The organism is Corynebacterium sp. P3-F1 (assembly GCF_030503635.1).
GTDB lineage: Bacteria > Actinomycetota > Actinomycetes > Mycobacteriales > Mycobacteriaceae > Corynebacterium.
Genome location: NZ_CP129965.1, coordinates 2,082,750 through 2,106,648, shown reverse-complemented (window position 1 = coordinate 2,106,648; position 23,899 = coordinate 2,082,750). Strand labels below are relative to the sequence as shown.

General features: G+C 63.3%; 19 protein-coding genes and 1 tRNA gene. 10 read left to right on the top strand and 10 right to left on the bottom strand.

The genetic code is table 11. The features are described 5' to 3' along the window. Positions 1-253 precede the first annotated feature (253 nt). Entirely contained in the window at positions 254-1,537 is a 1,284-nt protein-coding gene (locus QYQ98_RS10010; protein ID WP_302006725.1) for a zinc-ribbon domain-containing protein, read from the top strand. Between the two features lie 286 nt (positions 1,538-1,823). On the opposite strand, the gene QYQ98_RS10005 is transcribed toward QYQ98_RS10010, so the two are convergent. Then, entirely contained in the window at positions 1,824-2,165 is a 342-nt protein-coding gene (locus QYQ98_RS10005; protein ID WP_302006724.1) for a helix-turn-helix transcriptional regulator, read from the bottom strand. 122 nt (positions 2,166-2,287) lie between these two features. On the opposite strand from QYQ98_RS10005, the gene QYQ98_RS10000 reads away from it, so the two are divergent. From QYQ98_RS10000 to QYQ98_RS09990, 3 genes are all read left to right on the top strand, one after another. Beyond that, the gene (locus tag QYQ98_RS10000; RefSeq protein ID WP_302006722.1) at positions 2,288-3,565 is read left to right on the top strand and encodes a hypothetical protein; all 1,278 of its coding nucleotides are present in this window, start codon (positions 2,288-2,290) and stop codon (positions 3,563-3,565) included. Positions 3,566-3,770: 205 nt separating this feature from the next. Continuing rightward, positions 3,771-4,766 carry a site-specific integrase gene (locus QYQ98_RS09995; RefSeq protein WP_302006721.1) on the top strand — a complete coding sequence of 332 codons (996 nt, stop codon included), beginning with the start codon at positions 3,771-3,773 and terminating at the stop codon, positions 4,764-4,766. A gap of 105 nt (positions 4,767-4,871) precedes the next feature. Continuing rightward, a complete protein-coding gene (locus QYQ98_RS09990; protein ID WP_302006720.1) occupies positions 4,872-6,752 on the top strand; it encodes a hypothetical protein in 1,881 nt (626 codons plus the stop codon). A gap of 218 nt (positions 6,753-6,970) precedes the next feature. On the opposite strand, the gene QYQ98_RS09985 is transcribed toward QYQ98_RS09990, so the two are convergent. After that, positions 6,971-7,044, bottom strand: a tRNA-Arg gene (locus QYQ98_RS09985). Positions 7,045-7,241: 197 nt separating this feature from the next. On the opposite strand from QYQ98_RS09985, the gene QYQ98_RS09980 reads away from it, so the two are divergent. Continuing rightward, positions 7,242-7,790 (top strand): YceI family protein, encoded by a 549-nt coding sequence (locus QYQ98_RS09980; protein ID WP_302006718.1) that lies wholly within the window; start codon positions 7,242-7,244, stop codon positions 7,788-7,790. Between the two features lie 95 nt (positions 7,791-7,885). Here the strand turns inward: QYQ98_RS09980 and QYQ98_RS09975 are convergent, their stop codons facing one another. The 6 genes from QYQ98_RS09975 to QYQ98_RS09950 all read right to left on the bottom strand — a co-directional run bounded on the left by QYQ98_RS09975 (position 7,886) and on the right by QYQ98_RS09950 (position 16,790). Then, positions 7,886-8,203: a PspC domain-containing protein gene (locus QYQ98_RS09975; RefSeq protein WP_367881630.1), complete on the bottom strand. Its 318-nt coding sequence runs from the start codon at positions 8,201-8,203 to the stop codon at positions 7,886-7,888. Between the two features lie 137 nt (positions 8,204-8,340). Further along, positions 8,341-8,838 (bottom strand): MarR family winged helix-turn-helix transcriptional regulator, encoded by a 498-nt coding sequence (locus QYQ98_RS09970; RefSeq protein ID WP_302006717.1) that lies wholly within the window; start codon positions 8,836-8,838, stop codon positions 8,341-8,343. A gap of 72 nt (positions 8,839-8,910) precedes the next feature. After that, positions 8,911-11,604 (bottom strand): AAA family ATPase, encoded by a 2,694-nt coding sequence (locus tag QYQ98_RS09965; RefSeq protein ID WP_302006716.1) that lies wholly within the window; start codon positions 11,602-11,604, stop codon positions 8,911-8,913. Beyond that, positions 11,604-12,830: a metallophosphoesterase gene (locus QYQ98_RS09960; RefSeq protein ID WP_302006715.1), complete on the bottom strand. Its 1,227-nt coding sequence runs from the start codon at positions 12,828-12,830 to the stop codon at positions 11,604-11,606. Before QYQ98_RS09960 ends, QYQ98_RS09965 begins: the two co-directional genes overlap by 1 nt. A 70-nt stretch (positions 12,831-12,900) precedes the next feature. Next, positions 12,901-13,725 carry a hypothetical protein gene (locus tag QYQ98_RS09955; RefSeq protein ID WP_302006714.1) on the bottom strand — a complete coding sequence of 275 codons (825 nt, stop codon included), beginning with the start codon at positions 13,723-13,725 and terminating at the stop codon, positions 12,901-12,903. Between the two features lie 14 nt (positions 13,726-13,739). Then, a complete protein-coding gene (locus QYQ98_RS09950) occupies positions 13,740-16,790 on the bottom strand; it encodes a DEAD/DEAH box helicase (RefSeq protein WP_302006713.1) in 3,051 nt (1,016 codons plus the stop codon). A 152-nt stretch (positions 16,791-16,942) separates the two neighbouring features. Between QYQ98_RS09950 and putP the strand changes: the two genes are divergently transcribed. The 3 genes from putP to QYQ98_RS09935 all read left to right on the top strand — a co-directional run bounded on the left by putP (position 16,943) and on the right by QYQ98_RS09935 (position 19,749). Further along, complete coding sequence (gene putP, locus QYQ98_RS09945) at positions 16,943-18,502, top strand: sodium/proline symporter PutP (protein ID WP_302006712.1); 1,560 nt, start codon at positions 16,943-16,945, stop codon at positions 18,500-18,502. 104 nt (positions 18,503-18,606) lie between these two features. Then, positions 18,607-19,260, top strand: coding sequence for an HNH endonuclease family protein (locus QYQ98_RS09940; RefSeq protein WP_302006711.1), 654 nt, complete (start codon positions 18,607-18,609; stop codon positions 19,258-19,260). A gap of 6 nt (positions 19,261-19,266) precedes the next feature. After that, a complete protein-coding gene (locus QYQ98_RS09935; RefSeq protein ID WP_302006710.1) occupies positions 19,267-19,749 on the top strand; it encodes a DUF2269 domain-containing protein in 483 nt (160 codons plus the stop codon). A gap of 161 nt (positions 19,750-19,910) precedes the next feature. Here QYQ98_RS09935 and QYQ98_RS09930 read toward each other — a convergent pair whose 3' ends face one another. Together QYQ98_RS09930 and QYQ98_RS09925 are read right to left on the bottom strand one after the other, a co-directional pair. Continuing rightward, positions 19,911-22,025, bottom strand: a complete 2,115-nt coding sequence (locus tag QYQ98_RS09930; RefSeq protein WP_302006709.1) for a DEAD/DEAH box helicase — start codon at positions 22,023-22,025, stop codon at positions 19,911-19,913. Positions 22,026-22,154: 129 nt separating this feature from the next. After that, positions 22,155-22,670: a hypothetical protein gene (locus tag QYQ98_RS09925; protein ID WP_302006708.1), complete on the bottom strand. Its 516-nt coding sequence runs from the start codon at positions 22,668-22,670 to the stop codon at positions 22,155-22,157. A 174-nt stretch (positions 22,671-22,844) separates the two neighbouring features. Between QYQ98_RS09925 and QYQ98_RS09920 the strand changes: the two genes are divergently transcribed. Together QYQ98_RS09920 and QYQ98_RS09915 are read left to right on the top strand one after the other, a co-directional pair. Further along, positions 22,845-23,450, top strand: a complete 606-nt coding sequence (locus QYQ98_RS09920) for a hypothetical protein (protein ID WP_302006707.1) — start codon at positions 22,845-22,847, stop codon at positions 23,448-23,450. Positions 23,451-23,507: 57 nt separating this feature from the next. Beyond that, positions 23,508-23,897 (top strand): (deoxy)nucleoside triphosphate pyrophosphohydrolase, encoded by a 390-nt coding sequence (locus tag QYQ98_RS09915; protein ID WP_302006706.1) that lies wholly within the window; start codon positions 23,508-23,510, stop codon positions 23,895-23,897. Positions 23,898-23,899: the final 2 nt, after the last annotated feature.

Here is a 23,899-nt window from a genome sequence, read left to right as displayed (position 1 = left end):
CGCTTGCCTACTGCGCCTGGAGGCTGAGAATAAGCGAAAGTACTACGGGCAGATCGAATGCGACGTTGACAAGGCTCGCACGGTCGCAGAGAACGCGGGGTACGAATACCTCGGGCCTCTAACCAGCCCAAGCCTGTATGGCGACCCCCATGCGGTTAAGTGCGTCCGCTGCGAGAACATCACAGCGCAACAGCTTGACGGCGACAATCAGTGGCTCCCATGCCTGTGCAGGAAGTCTGGAAAAACTGCGACGGTGGGCACGAAGAAGGCAACAGGTGAAAACCTTCTCAAGAAATCTGACCTTGACGTTAAGGATTGGTTCGACCGAGAAAAGAATGGCGAGGAGCTCTGGAACACCGCCAAGAAAGGCTCCCGCAAGGTCGTGTGGTGGGTGTGTCCCGAGGGACACTCATTCGAGGAACGAATTGACCACGTCGTCAAGAACTACTCGCGGTGCCCGCAGTGCTACATTTTCGCCGAACAGGAACGCGCTCGACGCGAAGCGGCGTTCGAGGCGAAGTACAGTTCGTTAACCATCGCTGAGGTCCCGGAGTTGGCCGAAGCGTGGGACGAACCGGAACTCGACCCGTGGACAGTTCCGGTGCTAGGAGACCGAAGGCGTTACCACTTCCGCTGTCCAGAAGGGCACAAACGGCACGACTGGCCAGAGATGTTCCTCAAACGGCAGTGCCCAGCGTGCAGGAGTAACGAGACCCGGAAAAAGAACCTGGCGAAAGCCAAGGCTGACCCGTTCTCAACCCGTTTGAAGCCTGAAATCGCTTCACAGTGGCACCCGACGAAGAACGTTGGTTTGAGCTTGGCGACCATCTCACCGAACTCGAAGCGGGAAGTGTGGTGGCTCGATCCGGTGTGCAAGCACGAGTTCAAAGACATTGTGCGCGACCGCGACAAATACGACCGTTACCGGTGCCCGGAATGCGACACCATTCTCGACTCGCTGGCCTACCACTATCCGGAGATTGCGGAGGAATGGTCGGACAAGAACCGTTTGAGCCCGTGGCAGATACGCCCCACCACCGCGCTTCTACCTGAAACTCCGTGGTGGGAGTGTCCTAACGACCCCGCGCATAGCTGGATGGCAATGCCGTCCTCCCGTGTCAACGGGTCAACGTGCCCGCAATGCCAGACAGTAGGAAAGTCTGCGGTCGAACAACGCTATGCGCAGGCAGCGAAGTCCTTATGGGGTAACGCCGCGTCAGGAACCCGGATTAAGTCCAACGCCTTCGTCCGTCGGGCGTCGTGGAGCGTTGACGTGCTTGTGGACTTACCGGACGGCCGGACACTCGGTATCGAGTACGACGGGTCGTACTGGCACAAGGACAAAACTGAACTGGACACGGTGAAGTCGCACGACTTGTTGCGCCACGGTCTCGTGCTGTGCCGGATTAGGGAGCACCCGCTGCCGAGTCTGGGCATTGATGACCCGAACTACGTTGAGCTCGTGGCGTATGCCGGTTCGAACGACCCTCAAGCGGAGTTGGAGGGCTTGAAGCAGCGGTTGGAGGCCACCTCCTAAGCGAAGTAGCCGACGGTCCCCGAGCCGGGTAGCGATGCGGAACACAATCCGATAAGCGTTTACGCATAACACCCCCGTATTCGGGTAATACCCACCCCCGAATTAGGGTGACCATCTGTGCAATCATGCACACATTTCATTCTTCCGGTCGTCGTCATGGCCACACTCCGCGTCGACGCATCGAATCGGACCGGCTTGCGCTCACCGAGGGGGTCACTTTTTCGACTGTGAAAACGTTCTAGCCATGCAGAACGAACTCGATTTTCCCCAGCTCACCCGCCGGCTCTCACGGGTAGTCGTAGCCGCCCTTGGATTTGAGCCCTCGCCGCGACGGTGCCTTTTGGTACGGCCACATGGGCGCGTGGACAGCAGCTTCGACGGCGGCAATCGTGTCGGCAGACGGCCACACGTCGCCGGTGATCCACCGGGACAAAACCGACGGGTGCAGCCCGCATCTGCGGGCAAAGTCTGTGCGATTTTTCGCCCAGCCATTTTCGACGTACTCCGCGACGGTCTTTTCCAAGTTCTCCCGCAGCGACCAAGCCTTCCGGTAGACCTCCGGGAGCTCGGCCACGTCAACGTCGGGCCACGCCGGGTAGGCGTGTCGAGGCGGGGCGAGGCGAGGCATGACCTTCACGCTACTGGGTGGTTAGTGCTCCCCCAAGGTCCGGCACGCGTCGGGGGTACCGGATCGGTTCCCGCATCGAACACCGCTGCGTCCAGCGCCTCACCGAACGAGGGCGGTGCGCGATGACCCTCACCGACAAACAGCGGGAAGAAACACTGCGCCGGATCAACAACTACGTCCCTCGCGGCACAGACCGCGGAACGTGGAACAACATTTCTGACTTCGTTCGCGCCACGGCCATCGCAGCGACCGTCGATTCGGAGACCGGGTCGGAAGTGTTCGTCTCCAACAACACGTCGAGCCTTGACGTTCGAGGGGTGCTTCGTGTGCTCACGCGAGCTTCTGCTCACGCGTTTTCGTCCGGCCGCGAGCTCACGGTCGGCAAAGTCCTCGGCAGGGAAAACGTCGAGGCCGTGGTGGCGAGCCGACAGGCTGGAAAATCGCGGTATACCGAGGCGTATTTGCTCCGCCTCGTCCGCGAGGCGATAGACGGGCAGGAATTGTCCATCTACCACCGTCGGGACACCGACCAGGTGCCCGATGCGCCCTACGCGCCCCGAGACTGGGAGCACATTCGCCGCTGGGTGATGTCCCAATCCACTCAGCTCCGCTTCGAGCGTGCGGCCGTGATTGTGGGGCTGGGGCTTGGCGCGGGTATTGGTGCAGAGATTGGCCACATTCAGGCGAAAAGCATTCGGAAAGACTCTCACGGCGTGGTGTGGGTTGATGTATCTCATCGAGCTCCCGAAGGTGTCGCGCCAGAGGTTCCTGTCGCTTCCGTATTCGGCGACATCGTGTTCGCTATCTCCCAGCGCCGCGACCCTGACGAGATGCTCCTGGGAGGGGCAGCAACTGATCTGCGCGAGGTTATGAAGCGGCTCAGCATAAGCCAGCCTTTCCGGGTGGAGCTCAACCGTCTGCGAGCAACGTGGGTGCGTGAAGTGGTCCGCCACCTTCCGCGCGAGACCGCGGCCGCCGCTGCCGGGTCCGCTTTTGGCGACATGCGCCGCTACGAGAAGAGGGCTCGGTTGACCCTTTCCCGCCCCGATACCCTTGCCGAGCGGCTTGACGTGCTGGCGAACCCGCTTTCCCGGTGGGCCGGCCTCGACAAGCCGGAGGACTTCGCTGCGGGAGCGTTCGGAGCCACTGCAAGACCGGCGACGCCGGGAACTGCTGCTGATGTGGTCGAGATGCTGCCTCGTGATCGTACTGGTGGACCGGCTGCTGCGGGGTTGGACTCTCGCGAAGAAGCGAGCGATCCGGACGCGGGAACCGCAACGGTGACCCACGTCGACTTCACCGCTCACAGCACGCGGACCCCGAACTGGTCCGACTTGCCTGCCCCCGAACAGGGTCGTCTCTTGGACTTCGTGCGGAACCTCGACAAGGGCAACGAGTGAGGAGGTGAAACAACCTATGAACAGCACATTTAAGCACACTGGCCAGGCACTTTTCGCCCCCATTGTGGCAGTATCTGTGCAATGATGCACAGGGTGGACCTTGACGACCTGTGCAAGTTTGCACACACTGGAGGTATCTCTAACCACCACAGAAACAGCTCATGCCACCACCACCTTGGGCGTGGGCGGAAAAGGACAATTCACCATGTCCACCACACGCAGGCGCGTGACCGCTGACGAGGTCATCGCGTCCTACACACCGACCGTCGTCAGCCCCGACGAGTGGGCGCTTCTCGCCCCCTTCGTCAAAGAGCACGTCGCTGCTGTCGCTGACGAGACCTGGACACCAGACACCACCCGCGGAGCTTTGCGACTCGTGACCCGATTGGCAGCACACGTTGTCAGCCACGGCCGTTCTTTGACTGTGGGGGCAGTCTTCACCGACAGCGCGATCAACTCCTTTTGCCACCACCACTTGAACGCCGGAGCGAACCACGTCCAGGGCTCCTCCCGCGCAACGCTTCGCCGAATCGCCAAGGCCGTGAACCCGAACTTCGACGGGCCGCGTGAGCGCCCTGAGTACGGCAGCGACTCCAAGCACCCTCCGTATACCGAGGAGGACATCACGGGGCTTCGCATCTGGGCAAGCGCCGAGCGCAACGAGTCCCGACGCAAGCAGGCCCACCTTCTTCTCGCTCTGACGCTGGGTGCCGGCTTGCGCTCAAAGGAGATTGCCAACGTGACTGCCGGCGACGTCGAGACCGACCGGATCGGAACGGTCATCTTCCCCTGGGGCTACCGGGGCGCCGAGAAGCGCTTCGTGCCCGTCGAGGAGGAGTGGGCACCGACTCTCCGGGCGGCCGTTGTCGAGGCTGAAAGCGACAACGCCTGGTTATTCCGCCCGCTTCGCTCAACCGCGGATTCCGGAACGGTGGCCACGTTCACAAAGCGGTCTCCGCACAAGGGCACTGTTATCGACGTCAACCGTGCCCGCACGACGTGGATCGTCAACCAGTGCAAGAAGGGCGTGCCGGAGTCCGCGGTGTGCGAGGCCGCGGGGCTGACCGACTTGCAGCACTACCGTCGGTTCCTTCTCGATCCGGAGAACGTTTCGGCGAGGCAGGCTCGCGCGATGCTTGCGGGCGCTCTTAGAGAGAAGCCGGGTGAGCGGAAACTGACCGTCATCAACGGCTCCGGTTAAGCACCGAAGCCTTCACTCAACTCCATAAAAACCCTGTTCACGACACAGGGTGAGTCTTCTATTGCCAAAAACTCCATACGAAACCCACGAAAGGAGGTGTCAACAATGACCACGACCACGGACACACGCAAAGCCGCTAGTAAGAAAATCACGCAGCGCAAGAACGAGCTGATACGCCGGCAGAATCGCAAGGCCGAGAACATTCGTTTGATCGAAGAGGCTCCCGTTGTGTTCTCTCACATGCAGCGGGCACAGCGCATTGTTGATGCCTCCGGCGTGGTTCCTCTCATCGAGCAGTGGCGTATCGACGACGGGCTTCGCGTCGGCCAGGGCGGCCGGCCTGCCGAGGTCTCGACACGTACTGCTTTGACCTTGTGGGTCTACCAAGCGCTCATTCAAGGCCCGTCTCTCAAGTCGCACATGGCTCGCACTGTGGCTTTCCGCATTAACGGCAAGCTCTGGGGTCTCCTCGGACTGAAAGAGGAGCCTTTCGACATCACGAGCGCCGCAGCACACCTCCACGTCTATAAGACCTGGTACAACCGAATCTCCAAGGCAATCGACCGCGCACTCGCGACGTGCGAACCCTTCCCCACGGTACGAAAGAAGAAGCGCTACACCTTCGAGGAGTGGCGAACTATCTCCGCGCTCTTCAACCCTGAGACCGCCAGCAAAGACGTGCTTGAAAAGATCGAGCTCAAGAAGAAGCGCGGCCTAGAGGTGTCTAACCGTCTTATTTGGGCCACCGTCGAGTTGATGGACAAAAAGCACCTCGACCAGTGGCAAGGCGACATTGTTGTTGACGGCACCCCGATCAAAGTAACCAATGAGGGCAACCCTTCTATCAAGGCCATGAAAGACGGCAGCGTGAAGCCGGATAGGAAGATGGCCTCCACTCCCACACTCGGTTGGCACAGTAAAGAGACGCCAGACCACAACGGCGAGGGTAAAAGAGACAGCGTCTGGGGTCTCGAAGCGACCCTCGTTGCGATGGTTGGAGACGGTTTCGCGCAAAAGGGCGGCCACCCGGGGCTCATTCTCGGCATGTCCGCCGGCGTTCCCGGTGTCGACCCGAGTGCTCGCGTGTTCGAGTCGTTGAAAAACCTCACCTACCGCCCGGAGCTCCCGCGTCGCAACTTCATCGCAGACCGTCTGTATTCGCCTGGTCAGAACCCCGAGAAGTTCCAGATTCCGATGCGCAAGCTCGGCTACGGTTTTGTTGCTGACCTCCGCCGTGACACCCGTGGTTTGCAGACCGTGACGGCCTCCGGTGCGCCGATCATCGACGGCAAGGCGTACTGTCCTGCGATCCTGAACATGCACGCCCTTATCGACCCCTACAAGATGTGGGAGGACGGTGACCTCAGCGACCAGGCGTTCATCAACCTGTTGCAGGCTCGCTCGAAGTACCAGCTGTCCGCCTACGGCAAGCCGAATGCCAAGGGTGACATGCGTATGGGCTGTCCTGCTCGCGCCGAGGGTGCCGAGATTACCTGCCCGCTTGTTCCGCGTTCGGAGGAGGGCAAGAAGGCAAAGGGCTTCCAGAAGGAAGCCCTGTCCGAGGACGAGGTTCCAAGCCCCGGTTCCTGCCCGAAGGTCTGCCGCCAGCGAACCGTGACGATCAAGAACTCCGTCGAGGACGGAGCGAAGTTCTTGCAGCACGGGCCTGCGTTCATGTCGGCAGACTGGCGCAAGGAGTACGGCCGCCGCAACACCATCGAGTCCCGTAACTCTCTGCTCAAGAACGGCAACTACCAGGGTGCCGGTGACCCGACAACGCGGCTTATGCGCGGTTGGGCGGCACAAGTCTTTGCCATCGCGATGGCGTGTGTCGGCGTGAACATCAAGATGCTCGACACGTTCTCGTGGCAGAAGGACAAGAAGACGTCGCAGAAGCCGACCCCTCCGCCACCGACGGACAAGCTCACCCACGACGACCTAGAGCAGTGGAGGGTTGACGAGAACGCTCCACCCCAGGCGGCATAGCCCCACAGGCCACCGGCACACGCCGAGTGGCCTGCAAGTCGTGGGGGAGACACGCAAAAAAGCTCCAAAAACCGGCCCGAAGCCTAAATTTCGGGCCGGTTTTTGTGTTCCGAGGCTAGTTTTCTTCGTAATCAGGCCTCGCGGCCGCTAATCTCGACTTTCAACGGAGGTTTTGCGAAATGAATCGCAAGCAAAAGCGAAACTCCCGATGACAAAAGTGTCCCCGACAGGATTCGAACCTGCGACCTTCGGTACCGGAAACCGATGCTCTAATCCACTGAGCTACGGAGACATCGCTGTAACAGCGCCCCTTAATCTAGCACTCGAAAAACCGGAGCCGGTAATTGGCTCGGCAGAGCTGTTGGCCGTCGCCGCTGGCGGGTGGTGGCGAGTTCGCAGAATGCGTCGTAGGGTGGAGCACGACATGTTGTAGACGTGTCACCAACAATCGAAGCGCAACCGTTCATAGCGAAATTAAGGAGAAATACAATGACGTCCACAACGAACTTCAGCGGCATTTACGATCTGGACACCGCCCACTCCTCCGTCGGGTTCACCGTCCGCCACGCGATGGTGACCAAGGTACGCGGAGAGTTCACCGACTTCACCGCCACGCTTACCGCAAATCAGGAGAACCCTGGCGAGAGCAACGTGGAGGCAACGGTGGTGACGGGGTCCGTCGATACGCGTAATGACGACCGTGACGCCCACATCAAGGGCGAGGACTTCTTCGACGTTGAGAAGTACCCGCAGATGACGTTCGCTTCCACGGCTTTCGACGTCGACGCTTCCGGCAACGGGACCGTCACCGGCGACCTGACCATCAAGGGCACAACCAAGCCGGTCACCCTTGACGTGGAGACCTTCGGCGTTGAGGAAGACCCGTTCGGAAACACGCGCCTGGGCTTCGAAGCGAAGACGAGCATCAACCGGAAGGACTTCGGCATCGACTTCGAGGCACCGCTGAACTCCGGCGGCGCACTCGTCGGCGAGCAGATCAACATCGAGATTGAGGGCTCCGCCATCAAGCGCGCTTAACCGCTAGCAGGGTGGCAGACATTTCCGCTGCCCCTCCCCTACAAAAACACGGCCGTGCAGATATCGAACGCTGCGCGGCCGTGTTTATGTTTCTCCTAGTACCGCGGGTCCGGAATGACGATCCAGCAGATGATGTACAGGAGAATGCCGGAGAACCCGAGAAGCGTCAGTGCGACGAAGATGACACGCACCAGAGTCGGGTCAAGGTTGTAAGTCTCGGCGATACCGCCGCAAACACCGCCGATCATGCGATTGCCCGCCGAACGGTGCAGCTTGCGCGACCCAAGAGGAAGCTGGCCCTGCTGGTACGCGCCGGGGTTCATGGCACCTTGGTTCGGCGCATAGTTCATGTCGCCCTGATTCGGTGCGGCGCCATTGCCGTTATTGTTATTCGGGTTAATCGGTGTGGACATACTGAATCCTTTCTCGTCGCCGATGTCGTGGCTTTTGGAGATTCGTTCCTACGGCTCCCATTCAACTCCGATCTCCGATTGGCGACAACGGCCGCCACGGTAAGAAACGGGCGGACGCCCTCACATTGGGCCCGCGCCTAATCGGTGACAGCGGGGCCTGCGACTGCGCCGTCTTCATCGCCAGTCTCAGTGGCCACGACGCCCTCGAGGAAGCGCCGGATGGCAGGAATATCAGCCGGGTCGAGATGGTCGAAAACAAGGTGGCGCACCGTTTCCACATGGTCAGGCACGGCGCGTTCTAGGCGCTCGAACCCAGCGTCGGTGAGGCGGACAATCACACCGCGCCCGTCACCCGGACTCTTCTCCTTGACCACGAGTCCGCGCCGCTCCATACGGGTGATCTGGTGAGAGATGCGGGAGCGGTCCCACCCGAGCTGGGAGCGCAGTTCGCGCAGCCGTATGCAGTAATCATCCGCCTCGGACAACACGACCAACACAGCATATTCAGGACTGGACAACCCGGAGCTGGCGAGCAGTGAATCCTCAACCGTGCGCATGAGCGTCGTGCGCGCGGCGAGGAGAAGCCGCCAGAATGCCTGCTCGTCGTCGCTGAGCCAGCGGGGATCTTCCGTCATGAAGCTGAGGTTACTCAACGCAGGTGGAGCCAGCGAAACAGTCGCCGACAATCATGTGTCGCGCGGGCACGTTCAGCGGCGGGTCTTGAGCTCCTGGATGGACGCGCTCCTCGCGGCGGCGACGCGGTCGAAGCGTTGGGGGAAGCACGTGAGCACGAATACCTGAGAGTTCTCACCCACCTGGGAGAACAGCGCATTCATAAGAGCCAAACGCTGCGGATCGGTGGCCCCGAGAGCATCGTCGACAACGACGGGGACACCAGTATCGGGGGATTGCCCGGACTGTCCGCCGGCGACCATGTCGGCGATGGCGAATCGAGTCAACAGGGCCATCTGCTCTTTGGCGCCGCCCGACAGCTGAGGCAGGTCGACGGTCGTACCGCCGACGGTGCGGGCTTGGACACGCAAAGCATCATCAAGAGTGAACTCGGTCCCCGGCCCGAAGATCTGGCTGGCGTAGCGCTGCAGGGATTGCGCGAACGGAGCGGCGTACTTCGCCCGGGCCGCATCCCGGTGCGCGACGAGCGTCGAGTGAAGCAGCTTCGCAGCATCCGCTTTCCTACGCAGTCTGTCCCGCCCCACGCGGGCCACCTCGAGAGCGGAGCGGGCGGCATCGAGCTTTTCGCCTTCCCCTTCCGCGCTGCGAACGCGGGACTCGAGCTGGAGGCGACGGTCGCGCGCGGTGTTGTAGCGCTTTGCCAGGTTGTCCACTCGGTTTCGTGCACCGTCCCGGAGATTTTCAGCCTGCTTCGGGTCCGCCTGCTCAACCTCCGCAGCGATAGCGGAGGCCTCGGCTGCAGCCCTGTCACTGGCGGCTACGGCAGCATCGCGGGCGGCGGACATTGCGTCGTCGCTGCTCTTCTCGCGGGCGGCGGCGAGGTCGGCGCGGGCACCTTGTGCTGTGGATGTCAGGCCAGCGACACGGGCCTCGAGCGCCACGAGCTTCGCGTGCTCGGGCTTGGTGCGCAGCTGCACCAGCTCAAGGGCCAGGTCGTGGACAGCCTGAGCGGCCTCCTCCGCTTCCGCGCGAGCGGTATTGACGGCAGTCTCGGCGGAGTCGAGGGGCGCTTCGGCGGAGTCGGTGGAATCGGTAGAGCCGGCATGCTGCTCGGCGAGCTCGGCCAGCCGGGCGTGCTCGTGGCGCACCTCGTCGGCATCGCGTCCGCGGAGCACTTCACGGCGCCGGTCGCGGGCGGCAGTCAAGGACGCAGCGACATCACGGTGGGCATCGCGCATTGCGCGGGCATCCGCGACATCGCCGCACCCGATCGACTCGGTCAGGCGGGCAAGCTCTGCTTCGGCCTCACGCACGGCGTCCGAGGCCGTGTCGGTGTCAGCGGCGGCGCGATAGGTCAAGGTGACCTCGCCAATGGTCAGCTCGGTGCCGTGGTGCAGCGCGATGGACTCCCCTTCCTCATCAATCTCGTGGTCGGTACCGTCGACGCCGATGATCGTGCCGTTCGGAGCCGCGGCGTCCACACGCGCGGCGGTGGCATCGCGGAGCCGGCGCTGAAGGGCCACTTCGTTCGCGGCGGACTCCAAGGCCCGGACATCGTCGTCGGTAACGGGGCGCTCCGGGACAGTGTCGCGCAGACGGGCGATGTCGGCGTCGGCCTCGTCGAGGCGTGAAACGGTGTCGGCCAAGTCGTTGAGGCGCAATGCGGCTTGGGCAGCGGCGAGCGTCTTCTCCGCGGCGGCGAGATTCTCGCGGGCGGCGGTCTCCTTGTCGCGGGCCTGCTCGTGGGCCTTCTCCTTCACGGCGAGTGCCTCGGCTTCCACGCGGGTGCGTTCTCTGGCGGGTTCGAGCTCCTCGGCGACGGCGGCGAGTTCGGCGTCGACCTCCTCCACGCGAGCGATCAGGGCAGTGCGGCGTTCCAGGTCCTCAGCGGCACGCTCGACATCGATAGCGGCGCGGGTTGCCCGCTCTTGGGCGGCGGCGAGTTTGCCGGCCAGCTCGGCGGCAGCGGCCACTTCTTCCTCCCGTTCCGCCAACTCCTCCTCGGCGGACGGCAGCTCCGCCTCAATGTCCGTCATCGCGGTTTCACACTGCGCGAATTCATCCACGTCGCGCTCGTAAGACTCGAGGTTCGCCTCCGCCTCGCCCATAGCCTCTTCGGCTACGGACACTGCCTTGTCCGCGTTGGTGAGGATCTGCTTGTCGTTGCCTTTCGCAGTGAAGTACCTGCTGTATTCAGCTTCCACCCGCTGCATCAGGGCGGAGTCCTCGTGCACGCTCTCGGACGAGGTGCTTGCGCCGCTGCTGGCACCTCCGCCCTCACCGGATGCCTCTAGAGCCCGGGTGAACGACGGGATGCCGGCGGCTTCAATGGTCTCGGTGAAGGCACCTTGGCGGAGAAAAAGTGCGTCAAAAAGCTCCTGGTCGACGTGCTCGGCGAGGATCTCATTCAGCCGGTTGTGGGCCTGCTCCCCTGTCAGCGCCTCGCGGCGAGGTGCTGTGATGGACAGTTCAGCTTTGCCTTTCGCGCCTTTGCCGAAGCGCTTGTGCATGGTGAACGTGTAGGGGCCGATGGTGGCGCCGAGCGTGACCTCCGGCTGCTCGTCTCGGCCGATGGGGTACAACGCGCGGATCTTGGCGGCGGAGGAGTCGTGCTTGACGGTCAACACGGCATCGAGTGCGTCGAGGATCGTGGATTTGCCTGCCTCGTTGTCGCCGTGAATGAGGATGACGCCGGTGTCCGGAAGGTCGGTGAGCTCGAGGTGCTCCACCGCGCGGACATTGTCGATGATCAGGGAGTGGATGCGCATTATTTCGGCTCCTTGCTCAGGCGGAACAGCAGGTTGACGGCATCGCGGGCGGTCGCAGCTCCGGATCCGGACCCGGCAGCGGACCCAGCGGACCCGACAGGGGTGGCTGCCATATCCAGCAGAGCCGCCATCGCATCGCGCGCGTAGCCGGTCAGGGGGAGGTTAGCCAGCTCCTCGTCGCTGGGTTCGAGATGGAGGTCCATGAGCCGCTCCCGTTCGTACAAGGCACCAAAAGAGTTCTCCTTCGCCGCGATCCCCTCTTCGAGCGCGCGCGACGCCTCGAGGCCGAGCGTGCCGGAAATGGAGTATTTCACCACGGTGCGGGTCTTTTCCGGGTACGCGTCGAGCTCAGCCAACAGATCCTCCACATCGGCGGCGTCGGCGACCTCGAAGTGCAGGGCATCGAAGGTCCACTCGCCTACGGTGCGCTCATCCACGTCCACATCCGACTCACGGGCAGAGCGCTTATCCACGTTCACGACAAGAGCCTTGCCCGAGTTGACCTCGCCGCCTTCCACGCCCTCGCGCCGGTCGTGGAAGTCGGTGACCTCGGGCGCGCCGGAGAACCACACGCGGCCGGTGGTACCGATCGGTCCCGCGGAGTGGGTGTCACCCATCGCCACGTAGTCGATCACGCCGGCGGCCAGCGCCGTTTCTAGGCCGGACAGGTCGATCACGTCGGGCTTTTCCCCTCCGCTCCGGTCCTCGCACTGGCCGTGAGCGACGAGAATGCGGATCGCATCGGTCGGCTCCAATCCGTCCAGTGCTTTCGCGGCGAGATCCTCGGTGGCGTAGCGGGCCAACAGCGGTGCGCCAACTAACTCCACCCCGGGACGGACCTCGACGGGGGCGAAATCCCCGAGCACCGAGATATTCGAGCGCTGCCCGGCGCGCTCCAGGGCAGCGCCCGGCAACAGCGCATCGTGGTTGCCCGGCAAGAGGTAGACCGGCACCGGCAGAGCGTCCAGGGCATCCAACGCGCGGTCCATGGTCTGGGCCTTCAGGGCATTCGCGTCAAAGACATCGCCGGCGACGACGATGAACTCGGCGCCGGTCTCCTTAGCCACATCGCCGAGACGGGAAATGGCGCGGAGCCGTGAATCGTCGAAACGCGATTGCGCGTCATCGTCCAAGAACCAGCGCGTCATGCCCAGCTGGAAATCGGAGCTGTGGATGAACGTCACGTGGCGCGGATCGGGTTGTCCGGGATGCGGGCTCAAGGTCATGGCTTCAGTAGTACCAGCCAGTGTGAACCACGGCGTTGAGGTGGGGGAACACGGGCAAACGTGTGTTCGCTCACCTGCGGGTCAGCTCGTCGTACAGGTCTTCCAGATCGGAGACGGCACGCAGCTGATCGATGTTGGTGAATGAGATGGTCTGCATCGCCTTGTGCAGCAGGTCCAGGTCGGAGTCCTCGATCATCGGGGCGATCTTCGGCTCCGGCAGGTTCGGGAGTACATGGCCCTCCCAGAAGAACTCGGAGCCTTCCCGGGCCGATTCCTTCGCTCTCTCGCCGGCGGACTCGCGGAGCTGCCTCTCCAGGGTATTCAGGTCGAGGTTGCGGAGGCGGAAAAGGAGGGTCGGGTCGGCGTCGATAAGCTCGGCTGCTTTGATGGCTGCGGCGACACCGTGCTTGCACACACGGGAGTCGTCCGGGCAGTCGCAGCGGAAGCGGATCTTCTCGTCTTCGGCGGCGAAGAGGCAGTCGAGCAGTTCGCGGCTGAAGATACCGTTGCGGACCTCGGCGAGGGCGTTGGCATTGTGCGCCATAATGCCCAGCGCTTCGCGGATGGTCGCGGAGTCCCGATACGGAAGGATGACCAGGGTGGTGAAAGGCTCGTTCTGGGAACCAGCGATCGTCGCGGTGAAGCGGCCGTTCTCGGGGCGCACCTCCAGCACATTGTCTTGGTCGGCGTAATTGCGGCCGCGGGAGAAACGCCCCTGGTCTGTGCCCTGAACCGCCGCACGGTAAATCGTTCGCGCCGCCTCGTTGTAGCGCAGAATCTGCGAGCGGGCGGTCTCGGAGGCGTCGTTCGGCGTCGTTGTCTCCGCGGCACTTCCCACCTTCTGGCGGGCGGCGAAATTGACCCAGGTGACGTTGTCCAGCTTCGGGCGCGGCATGCTCTATCCCTCCCCTACTCGCTTGTCCGGTAGCTCATGAGTGTTGCCAGGTCCTCTGTGTCCAGCTCGGTGATCCAGCCTTCGCCCTCCCCCACGACGGCGCCGGCGAGCTGCAGTTTGCCGTCAAGAATGTCCTGGATGGATTCCTCCATCGTGCCTCGAGTGATCATCTTGTGCACCTGCACGTTCTTGTCCTGGCCGATGCGGAACGCGCGGTCCGTGGCCTGATTCTCTACCGCAGGGTTCCACCAGCGATCCATGTGGATCACCATGGACGCGGCGGTGAGGTTCAGGCCGGTGCCGCCTGCGCGCAGAGAGAGAATCATCGCGCGGGGGCCGTTCGCGTCCTGGAAATCATCCACCATGGCGTCGCGGGCAGTCTTGGACACCCCGCCGTGCAGGAACGGAATAGTCTGGCCCAGCCGGTCGCTCAGGTACGGCTGGAGAATGTCGCCGAAAGCCTTGTACTGGGTGAAGACCAGGACGCGCTGGTCGGTCTCCACGGCTTCGTCGATTAGCTGCACAAGTTTCTCCACCTTGCCCGAGCGGTGCTTTCCTTTGATGGCCACGGGCGAACCGTCGCCGAGGAAGTGCGCGGGGTGGTTGCAGATCTGCTTGATACGCGTGATGGTCGACAGCACGAGACCTTTTCGCGCCATTCCGGTGCGCTGTTCGAGTTCCTTCTGCATCGATTCGACGAGAGCGGTGTAGAGCGCGGCTTGTTCGTCGGTCATGTCGACGGTGACCACTTGTTCGCTCTTCTCCGGCAGGTCGGAGATGATTGCCGGGTCCGTCTTCAGCCTGCGCAGCACGAACGGCGCGGTGAGGCGTTGAAGGTGCTCCTGCATCTCATCGGCAAGCTTTTCGTCCCAGCGCGTCTCAATCACTTTGGCGAAGTGGTTGCGGAAGAAGCTCTGCGAACCCAGCATGCCGGGGTTGACGAAGTCGAGGAGGCTGCGCAATTCTGCCAAGCGGTTTTCCACAGGGGTGCCCGTCAGCGCGATGCGGTGGCGCGCACCGATCGCACGCACGCTTTGCGATGCCCTCGTGGACGCGTTCTTGATCGCCTGCGCCTCATCGAGCACCACGTGGTCCCATTCGACAAGCCCCAATTGCTTGTAGTCGCGGGTGACCACACCGTAGGAGGTGATCAACACATCCAGCTGACCGATCTCCTCGATGAGCGCGTCGCCTTTGAGACGGCCTTGGCCGTGATGCACCCCGACGCGTAAGCCGGGAACGAAGCGCGCTGCCTCGCGGGCCCAGTTACCCACCACCGACGTAGGTGCCACGACGAGAGTGGGTCCAGTCTTCAGCCCTGTCTCCTCCTCGACGGCGAGCAGGGCGAGCAGTTGAAGTGTCTTACCCAGTCCCATATCGTCGGCGAGCACCGCGCCGAGCTGGTTACGGGACATGAAGTACAGCCAGTCCACGCCACGGCGCTGATAATCGCGCAGTTCCGCCGCCACTGTGTCCGGGATGGGCTGGCGCTCCGGCGCAGGACGGTCCGTCCCGCCGATGAGCGCGTCCATCCACGCCGGCGAATCCACGTCGCCGGCGATTTCTAGTGCTCCACCTTCCGATTCCGCAGCCGCCTCAAGCGCCAACTGGCGCAGCTCCTCGGCGGTGATGACGCCTTCGTCCACTTCCTTTTCGGACAGGGACTCAATATATTTGCGGGATTTGGCCAACGAGCGCGCGTCCGCCATCACCCATTGCCCGCGCAGCTGGATCAACCCTGACTTGGAATCGACCAGCTGCCGCATCTCCTCCTGGGTCAACTCGGTGTCGCCGACGGAGATCGACCAGTCGTAGGAGATCAACTGCTCGAACCCGAACCGTCGGCTCGTGGCGCCGTCCGCGCCGTCATCTTGCGAGCCGACGGTGAGCTTGGCCGTGGTCTCCATCCGCTGCCAGGACCGCGGCAGCATGACGGTGATGCCCTTCATCTGCAGCCGAGTGGCATCGCGGGCCACCAGCTGCATCAGCTCGTCTGTGCTCAGATAGGCGTCCCAGTCACCGTCGCGGGTGGTCAGCGGTGTCTGCGGCAGACGTGGGTGGGATTCCGGGTCCACCAAATCGGTCACCTCGACTGCGCGGCGGAGCTGGTCGCGCAGACTGGACAGCGTGGCCACATCGACCTCGTCCAGGTGGATTGGGCGGGGCGCGTCCGTCCCGGCGCGGACCTGGGCGCGCACCGGCCACTGCACCTTCGCGGGGTCCGCGGGCGCGCCGGTGCCGGAACCGGTGGTATCCGCCAGCTCGCTGAGCATGGCCCCGGCCGGATCGGCGTCCTCGGCCATCTGCACCGGGTCCGCCGGCTCTTCCACGATGAAGACCAGCTGCACATTCACCGCCGTAATAGAGCCGTTCCAGTGCGCGATCTGTTTGGACACGCTTGACCCGCCGCGTCGTAACGGCTGCGAATTCAGCAGAGCATCGGCGAAATCGTGCCACGGGTACGCACGTGTCTGGTCCTTCAGGTGCGACAGGTGCGCGCTGGCGATCCAGTGGACGAGCGTGGTGGCCACGTCCTCAGCCACGTTCAGGTTATTCGCGGTGATCACGCCGGGCGCCGCCGCCACCATGGATGCCAACCAGCCGCGCTCTTCCAGACCGGTGCCCAGCTGCCACTCGGGGAACCACATGCCGTCCGCCGGGCGGACCCGGATGCTCACCCGTCCCGCGCGGACGAATCGGGTCAGCCCCGTGTACAAGCGGATAATCCAGTACAGGTCCGGTGCGATCGACTCGCGCTGGGCGGAGGTGGCGGCGGGGGATGCGTCGTCAAGAAGCGCGATATTGCTCAAAAACGCGACCGTCTCCTCGGGTGAGAATGCCGCGGTGGGTGCCCGCAACTGCACCTGCTTTCCCCGCGGGGTCTGCAACGTGATGCTGTCGCGGCGCCGGAACTGAGAGTCCCGCAGCAAATTCTCCACCACCGGCGGGAATGTTCCTGCCGGCACCTGCGACGGCATGAGGATCTTGTGCCCCTCCACACGCTCAACCCACAGGTTGAGCCCCGTGGCGGGAAGCCACAGGCCGTGCACAAGGAATTCAGGCATAACCTCTTTTGTACCACCGGTGGGCTACACCACCACCCAAGCGAAAAGTGCACTTGCGCACCCTGTGCTTTCCGTACGTTATTCTTAACCGTTGCTTCTGACAACCACGAGCCTTCACAGCTACGGGCCGTAAGAACTGCAAAGGAGATGCAATGTCCGAGAGCACCTGGATGATCCTTGCGGTGGTCATCTACTTCGGATTGATGGTTGCCATCGGGTACTACGGATGGCGCAAGACCACCCACTACGGCGACTACGTCATCGGTGGACGCGACTTGCCCCCGTTCGTCGCCGGAATTTCCGCCGGCGCTTCCGACATGTCCGGCTGGCTGCTAATGGGCCTGCCCGGCGCACTGTTCGTCTCGGGAATGAGCGAGATGTGGATCGTCATCGGCCTCTTCCTCGGCGCCTGGGCTAACTGGCAGTGGGTGGCACCGCGCATGCGGGCCTACTCCGAGGTGGCCAATAACTCGATCACGCTGCCGAGCTTCTTCGAGAACCGCACCCACGACCAGACGCGAGCGCTGCGCATCATCGCCGCCGCGATCATCATCTTCTTCTTCACCTTCTACGTTTCCTCCGGCATGGTCGCCGGCGGACGCTACTTCGAGTCGACCTTCCGCGGCGACTACGTGTGGGGCATGCTGATCGTCGGTGTCATTACCGTTTTGTACACCTTCATCGGCGGTTTCTTCGCGGTGTCCTACACCGGCGTCGCGCAGGGCATACTCATGTTCGCGGCTCTGCTCATCGTGCCCGTCATGGCGCTGTTCGCCATCGACAACCCCGGTGACATTTTCGCCTACCCGCTGGATAACCCGTACGGCCCCCACCCGGACGGTAACCCGACTTTCTTCAACTTCTTCGCAGGGGTCTCCGCCGCCACCATCATCGGCAATCTGGCGTGGGGCTTCGGCTACATGGGCCAGCCGCACATTGTCACCCGCTTCATGGCACTGCGCAGCCCCTCCGAGGCACGCTCCGGACGCAACGCGGGCATGATTTGGGTGGGCATCTGCTACATCGGCGCGGTGTTCACCGCGATCATCGGTGCGAGCTTCTTCGGCCAGACCGAGCACTACGTCACCGACCGCGAAGGCTTTGAAACGATCTTCCTGGACATGACCTATGTCCTGTTCCACCCGCTGTTCGCCGGGCTGGTCCTCACCGCTGTGCTGGCAGCCATCATGTCCACGATGTCCTCCCAGCTGTTGGTCACCTCCTCCGCGCTGATCGAGGACCTCTTCCGCGGCCTGACTAAGAAGGAGCTGTCCGGCCGCACGCTGCTCGTGGCATCCCGCGCGATGGTCGTCCTTGTCGCGGTCGTGGCCATCCTGATGGCGCTCAACCCGTCCGACACCATTCTCGGACTGGTGGGCTTCGCTTGGGCAGGCTTCGGTTCTGCCTTCGGCCCGGTCGTCGTCGCCTCCCTGTTCTGGCGCCGTCTCACCGCGCCGGGCGCAATGGCAGGAATGGTCGTCGGTGCGCTCACGGTGCTCATCTGGGGGTACGTCCCCGCAACCTCCGAGCTCATCTACGAGATGGTGCCGGGCGTCATCTTCGCCACGATCGCCATGGTCGCCGTGTCTTTGGCCACCAAGCCGAACCCGAAGTCCGAGGCCGAGTTCGACCGCGCCAACCAGGTCTTCGACTACGCCATGGCCCACCCGCAGGAGAGCTTCGACAACGCGCTGGAAAGCACCGGGCGTTAACATTCTCCCACGCCCAGGGGATGCACGGCTTACACGCCGCTTGCATCCCCTTTTTCTCGCGCCCGAAAAGGAACCTCGGCCCGCCTGGCCCAGTCCAATAAGGCATGACACATTTCCGCGCGTATCTTTGCGCACTCGTTCTCGCCACAATCGCGGTCGTTCCGTTCCCCACGCCGCGATCGCTTATCGACGTCCCCGTCAACCCCCACCCCCGCCGCACCGTCTTGGGCTATGAACGCAGCTTCTTCGGCGACGGATGGGGCACGCAGCGCAGCGGGTGCACGACCCGTGAAGCGGTCATGGCCAGCGCGTGGGAGGTGGAATCCTGCGTCGTGCCGTACCGCCAGTGGGATATGGCCAGCACGGAACCGTTCACCGACCCGTACACGGGCGAGCTGCTCGACCCGGCGGACGTGGAAATCGACCACATCATTCCGCTTCGCGCCGCCTGGGATGCCGGCGCCCATGCGTGGTCGGAGGACAAGCGCCTCGCCTTCGCCAACGACCCGCTCAACCTTGTTGTCACCTCCCGCACGGCGAATCAGGCCAAGTCCGATTCCCTGCCCAGCGAATGGCTCCCACCCGACACGAAAGTGCGGTGCAGCTATTCCCGCCGGATCGCCGCCATCGCAAGGGCGTACGACCTTGCGCTGCCGAAACCCGATGTGCGCACGATGCGCCGCCAGTGCTCCGGTATGCGGGGCTTGATCGGTCCTTTAATTTCAGCTGGGACAATCCCGCTGCATTCCGTAGAGTGAGGTGCCATGACAACATTTATGCTTTTCCTGCACGTTGCCGCCGCTGTTTTGTTGATCGGCCCGGTCACCGTGGCCGTCTCCGCGTTCCCCAAGGCCGCCCAACAAGCGCACTCCGGTTCGGAGGAGGCTGTCGGCCGCGCATCCTTCCTGCACCGCACATCGACCACCTACGGCATGATCTCCCTGCTGGTGCCGCTGCTCGGCGGCGCCCTGCTCGCTTTCGACTGGGAGGCCCACAAATCCAACTACTGGATGCACACCGCGATTGTCCTCAGTGTCCTCGCCTGGGGGTTCCTGTTCGCCATGGTCATCCCGCAGCAGCGCAAGATGATGGGCAGCCTCGGCGCTCTGTCCCCGGCTGAGGCAGACCCGCGCGACGTCGCCACCAGCTTCGATTCCGCACGCGTCAAGGCCGCTGCTGGCGGCGGCATCTTCTCGCTGCTGTGGTTCCTGGTCCTGATCCTCATGTTCCTGCCTACCCCGGCATAGCCCCACAGCACTACAGCCTCACAGGCCACGGCTTAGTCGAATGCCAGCACCTTCTGGCATACATGCGAACAACGAAGCGCCCCTTCTCCCACTATCTACATGGTGCGGGAGAAGGGGCGCTTTATGTATTCGTTTGCGGTGGGGCGAGGCGAAGCTGGGCCTTAGTCGCGCCAGCCGCGGTCACGGCCGCCACGGCCACCGCGGTCATCACGGTCGCGGCCACCACGACCACGTCCGCCGCCGCGGCCGCCGCGGAAGCCGCGGTCGCGGTCGTCGTCACGCCTGCGGTAGCCCCCACGTCCGCCGTTGCCGCCGCGGTCGCGCGGCGGCGCTCCATGGTCGCGCTGAATGTTGATCAGCTGGCCGGAGATGCGGGTGTCGGACAGGCGGTCCAGCACCGACGGGTCGAGGTTCTTCGGCAGCTCCACGAGCGTGAAGTCGCCGCCGATAGTGATGCGTCCGAAGTCGCGGTTGGTCAAGCCGCCCTCGTTGGCCAGCGCACCGACGATGGCGCCCGGCCGGACGTGCTGGCGCTTGCCCACGTCGAGGCGGTAGGTGTCAAAGTTCGGGTCGTCGTTGTGGAAGCGCCCGCGTCCGCCACGGTCATCGCGGTCGCGGCGGTCGCGTCCCCGGCCACCGCGGTCACGGCGGTCATCGCGATCCCACTTCTCGCGGTCGCGGCGGTCGCGCTTGTCCTTCGGCGGCTCCTTCATCAAGAACTCGTCGCCGGAGGTCTGCGCGGCAAGAGCTGCGGCGATGTCCTCCATCGGCACATCGTGGTCGGCGGAGTAGCTGCGCACAAGCCCGCGGAAGAGATCCATCTGGTCATTCTCGAGCGACTCGGTGATGGAGTCAGAGAACTTCTCCATGCGGGAGACATTGACCTCGTCCACGGTGGGCAGGTCCATCTCCTCGATCTTCGCGCCAGTCACCTTCTCGATGGAACGGAGCATGCGGCGCTCGCGCGGGGTGACAAACAGGATCGCCTCACCGGAGCGTCCCGCGCGGCCGGTGCGGCCGATGCGGTGGACGTAGCTTTCCGTGTCATTCGGAATGTCGTAGTTGAGCACGTGGGAGATCCGCTCCACGTCCAGACCGCGTGCGGCGACGTCAGTGGCGACGAGGATGTCCAAGCGGCCGTCGCGAAGCTGGTCGACCGTGCGCTCGCGCTGCTGCTGGGCGATGTCGCCGTTGATCGCGGCGGCGGAAAAGCCGCGCGCGCGGAGTTTCTCGGCGACCTCTTCTGTCTCGTGCTTGGTGCGCACGAAGACGATCATGCCGTCGAACTCGGTGACCTCGAGGATGCGCGTGATCGCGTCGAGCTTGTTGCGGTGCGCGGTGAACAGGTAGCGCTGCGTGATATTCGTGTTGGTGCGCGTTTCCGCCTTGACGGTGACCTCAGCGGGGTCGTTGAGGTACTGCTTGGAAATCCGGCGGATGCCGTTCGGCATCGTCGCAGAGAACAGCGCCACCTGCTTGTCGTCCGGGGTGTCCTCGAGGATGCGCTCGACATCCTCCTGGAAGCCCATGTTGAGCATCTCATCTGCCTCGTCGAGCACGAGGAAACGCAGGTTGGAGATGTCCAGCGAGCCCTTCTCCAGGTGGTCGATGACGCGGCCCGGGGTGCCCACGATGATCTGCGCGCCGCGGCGCAGACCGGACAGCTGGATGCCGTACGCCTGGCCACCGTAGATCGGCAGCACGGAGATGCCACCCAAGTGGTCCGCGAAGGACTGGAAGGAGTCGGAGACCTGCAGCGCCAGCTCACGCGTCGGCGCGAGCACCAGCGCCTGCGGGTGGCGGGCCTTCTTGTCGATGCGCGCGAGGATCGGCAGCGCAAACGCCGCCGTCTTGCCGGTACCCGTCTGCGCGAGACCGACCACGTCGCGGCCTTCCATCAGCAGCGGGATCGTTTGCGCCTGGATCGGCGACGGCTCCTCGAAGCCCACCTTCCGGATCGCGCCCAGTACATCGTCGGGGAGGTTCAGCGCGTCGAAGCCGTTGCTTATCGACGTCGCATCAGCCCCCTCATCGCCCTTTTCCTCAGCAGAATTCTGGTTCAGTTCTTCTTCCGCGGCATCATCCGCGGTCCCATTCTCGTTCATGTGCCCATTCTCTTCTGCAGTGCCTTCAGCCTCTGAAACGTTCTCCGTTTCTTGCTGCTCCTGCGCCTCGGGGCCGGACTGCACCTGATCCGTCACAGAATCGGTCGCGTTTTCCGTCTCAGCCGGGGTGTTCGCCTGCTGCTCTTCAGCGGCGTTCTCATCAATACTCATCACCGCCAAAGCCTACGTCAGAGCGGGCACTATAGCCATTTGCACAACTCGGTGGTGACGGCTCCCACAAGCAGCAATGACCGTGGTGGCGGGTACGGAGTGAGTACGACGCGTCCCCCGCTACCCGCGCTATCCGCGGCGCTGCTTGCCCCTGTGGTTGCCCACCACGGCCATCAGCAGACCGATGATGATCATGAACAGTGCGCCCATGACAGCGAAGACCGACCCCAGGATCCCGCCCACACCGCGGCCCACCGCGTCGGTGGCGGACTTGGTGATGATCATGACATCGTCAGTGCAGTCCACCGCATACCCGCCAGCCTCAATGGCGCTGAAACTGCCGATGGACGTCCACGTCCCGTTCTCCATCTCCAGGTTCAACGTGACGCCCTTGGTCTGCTGCGGAAGAACCTCCCCGCCCGGCGACCTGACCTCGCAGGACATCGTCTCCGGCGTATTCTCCGCTTTGAAGATCCTGTAGTCCGTGTCTTCCTCGAGCTCCACGACACCTTTGCCGCCCTCAATGGTGACCTTCGGCGCCTCAATTGCCGCCTTCAGCCCGGATCCGCCGACCAATCCCAAAATGATCGCCCCGACCAGCGCCACCGCGCCGAGCACAGCGAGGATCACTCCCGCCTTCTTCATCCCGCACCTTCCTCCAGCACGTCCACGCATCTGGCCTTTGCGCCATGCAGTGGACGAGGTGCCCGGCGCAGCTGTTTGGAACAGACTAACCTCATCCTCCGCTGCCAGCAGCGCAAACACCGCTGCGCGCAGACCGCCCTCCCCCACCACACCGACCCCCTAGACTGTGTGTCTATGCGTCTTTCCCGCCCCACCCTCGCCGTCACTGCCCTGGCCACCGCCACCCTCGCACTCACCGGGTGCTCCTCCAACGAGGACGGCGCCAGAGGCCCCGTCCTGTCCACCGTGGAAACATCCTCCGCCGAAACAAGCACGGCAACCACGTCCGCGAAACCAACCACCAGCACAAAGAAGTCGACGGAGAAGACAGAGAAGAAGGAAGACGACGCAGAGGCCACCAAGACCAAGGACGACAAGAAGGAAAACGCCAAGCCGAAAGAAGACCGCACGAACGTCTCCGCCGGCACCGTGTGCGGCCAAGTGACATCCATGGGCGACGGCAAACCACTGTCCGTCGTGGCCATGACCGACGGCATCGACTGCGACGAGGCCATGGAAGTCTTCTTCGACTACATGTCCGATTCCCCGTCCGGCATGCCCCCGCAAGGCTCCGGCGCATTCTGGAACGCCCCCAACGGTTGGCTGTGCGGCGCAAACAACTTCCTCTTCCCCGGGGATGAAGCCCAGAAGTTCAACAAGCACCCCTCCTGCGGCCCCAGCGACAACGATGAAATCGTCGTTGCCGTGGACCCTGAGCGCGTCAGTGAGCTGCCGGTCTAAAGAACAAGCAGGAAGACAACGGCGCGAATCCAGTTTTATCCCGCTAATCTCAATTTCATGACAAAGCTCATCGACGTCACCGGTGCCGTCATGATCCGCGACGGCGCGGTCTTCGCCGCGCAGCGCGGCCCCGGCAAAGCTCTCGCCGGTAAATGGGAGTTCCCCGGCGGCAAGATCGAACCGGGCGAGACACCAGAGCAGTCCCTCGCACGCGAGCTCAAAGAAGAGCTTCTTGTGGACGCCACTGTTGGCGAGCACATCACGACGACCGAGTACGAATACGACTTCGGCACAGTCCGCTTATCGACGTTCCACTGCACCCTCTCCCCCGATGCGCACCCCACTCTCACCGAGCACGCTGATTCCCGCTGGGTGCCTTTGACCGATGTGAAGAACCTCGACTGGGCGCCGGCTGACGTTCCAGCTGTCAACATCATTGCTGAGTAAAC

Excerpts from the sequence above, each read along its gene's own strand:
- QYQ98_RS10005 (WP_302006724.1), bottom strand. The coding sequence starts at position 2,165 with ATGCCTCGCCTCGCCCCGCCTCGACACGCCTACCCGGCGTGGCCCGAC.
- QYQ98_RS10000 (WP_302006722.1), top strand. The coding sequence starts at position 2,288 with ATGACCCTCACCGACAAACAGCGGGAAGAAACACTGCGCCGGATCAAC.
- QYQ98_RS09995 (WP_302006721.1), top strand. The coding sequence starts at position 3,771 with ATGTCCACCACACGCAGGCGCGTGACCGCTGACGAGGTCATCGCGTCC.
- QYQ98_RS09990 (WP_302006720.1), top strand. The coding sequence starts at position 4,872 with ATGACCACGACCACGGACACACGCAAAGCCGCTAGTAAGAAAATCACG.
- QYQ98_RS09980 (WP_302006718.1), top strand. The coding sequence starts at position 7,242 with ATGACGTCCACAACGAACTTCAGCGGCATTTACGATCTGGACACCGCC.
- QYQ98_RS09975 (WP_367881630.1), bottom strand. The coding sequence starts at position 8,203 with ATGTCCACACCGATTAACCCGAATAACAATAACGGCAATGGCGCCGCA.
- QYQ98_RS09970 (WP_302006717.1), bottom strand. The coding sequence starts at position 8,838 with ATGACGGAAGATCCCCGCTGGCTCAGCGACGACGAGCAGGCATTCTGG.
- QYQ98_RS09965 (WP_302006716.1), bottom strand. The coding sequence starts at position 11,604 with ATGCGCATCCACTCCCTGATCATCGACAATGTCCGCGCGGTGGAGCAC.
- QYQ98_RS09960 (WP_302006715.1), bottom strand. The coding sequence starts at position 12,830 with ATGACCTTGAGCCCGCATCCCGGACAACCCGATCCGCGCCACGTGACG.
- QYQ98_RS09955 (WP_302006714.1), bottom strand. The coding sequence starts at position 13,725 with ATGCCGCGCCCGAAGCTGGACAACGTCACCTGGGTCAATTTCGCCGCC.
- QYQ98_RS09950 (WP_302006713.1), bottom strand. The coding sequence starts at position 16,790 with ATGCCTGAATTCCTTGTGCACGGCCTGTGGCTTCCCGCCACGGGGCTC.
- putP (WP_302006712.1), top strand. The coding sequence starts at position 16,943 with ATGTCCGAGAGCACCTGGATGATCCTTGCGGTGGTCATCTACTTCGGA.
- QYQ98_RS09940 (WP_302006711.1), top strand. The coding sequence starts at position 18,607 with ATGACACATTTCCGCGCGTATCTTTGCGCACTCGTTCTCGCCACAATC.
- QYQ98_RS09935 (WP_302006710.1), top strand. The coding sequence starts at position 19,267 with ATGACAACATTTATGCTTTTCCTGCACGTTGCCGCCGCTGTTTTGTTG.
- QYQ98_RS09930 (WP_302006709.1), bottom strand. The coding sequence starts at position 22,025 with ATGAGTATTGATGAGAACGCCGCTGAAGAGCAGCAGGCGAACACCCCG.
- QYQ98_RS09925 (WP_302006708.1), bottom strand. The coding sequence starts at position 22,670 with ATGAAGAAGGCGGGAGTGATCCTCGCTGTGCTCGGCGCGGTGGCGCTG.
- QYQ98_RS09920 (WP_302006707.1), top strand. The coding sequence starts at position 22,845 with ATGCGTCTTTCCCGCCCCACCCTCGCCGTCACTGCCCTGGCCACCGCC.
- QYQ98_RS09915 (WP_302006706.1), top strand. The coding sequence starts at position 23,508 with ATGACAAAGCTCATCGACGTCACCGGTGCCGTCATGATCCGCGACGGC.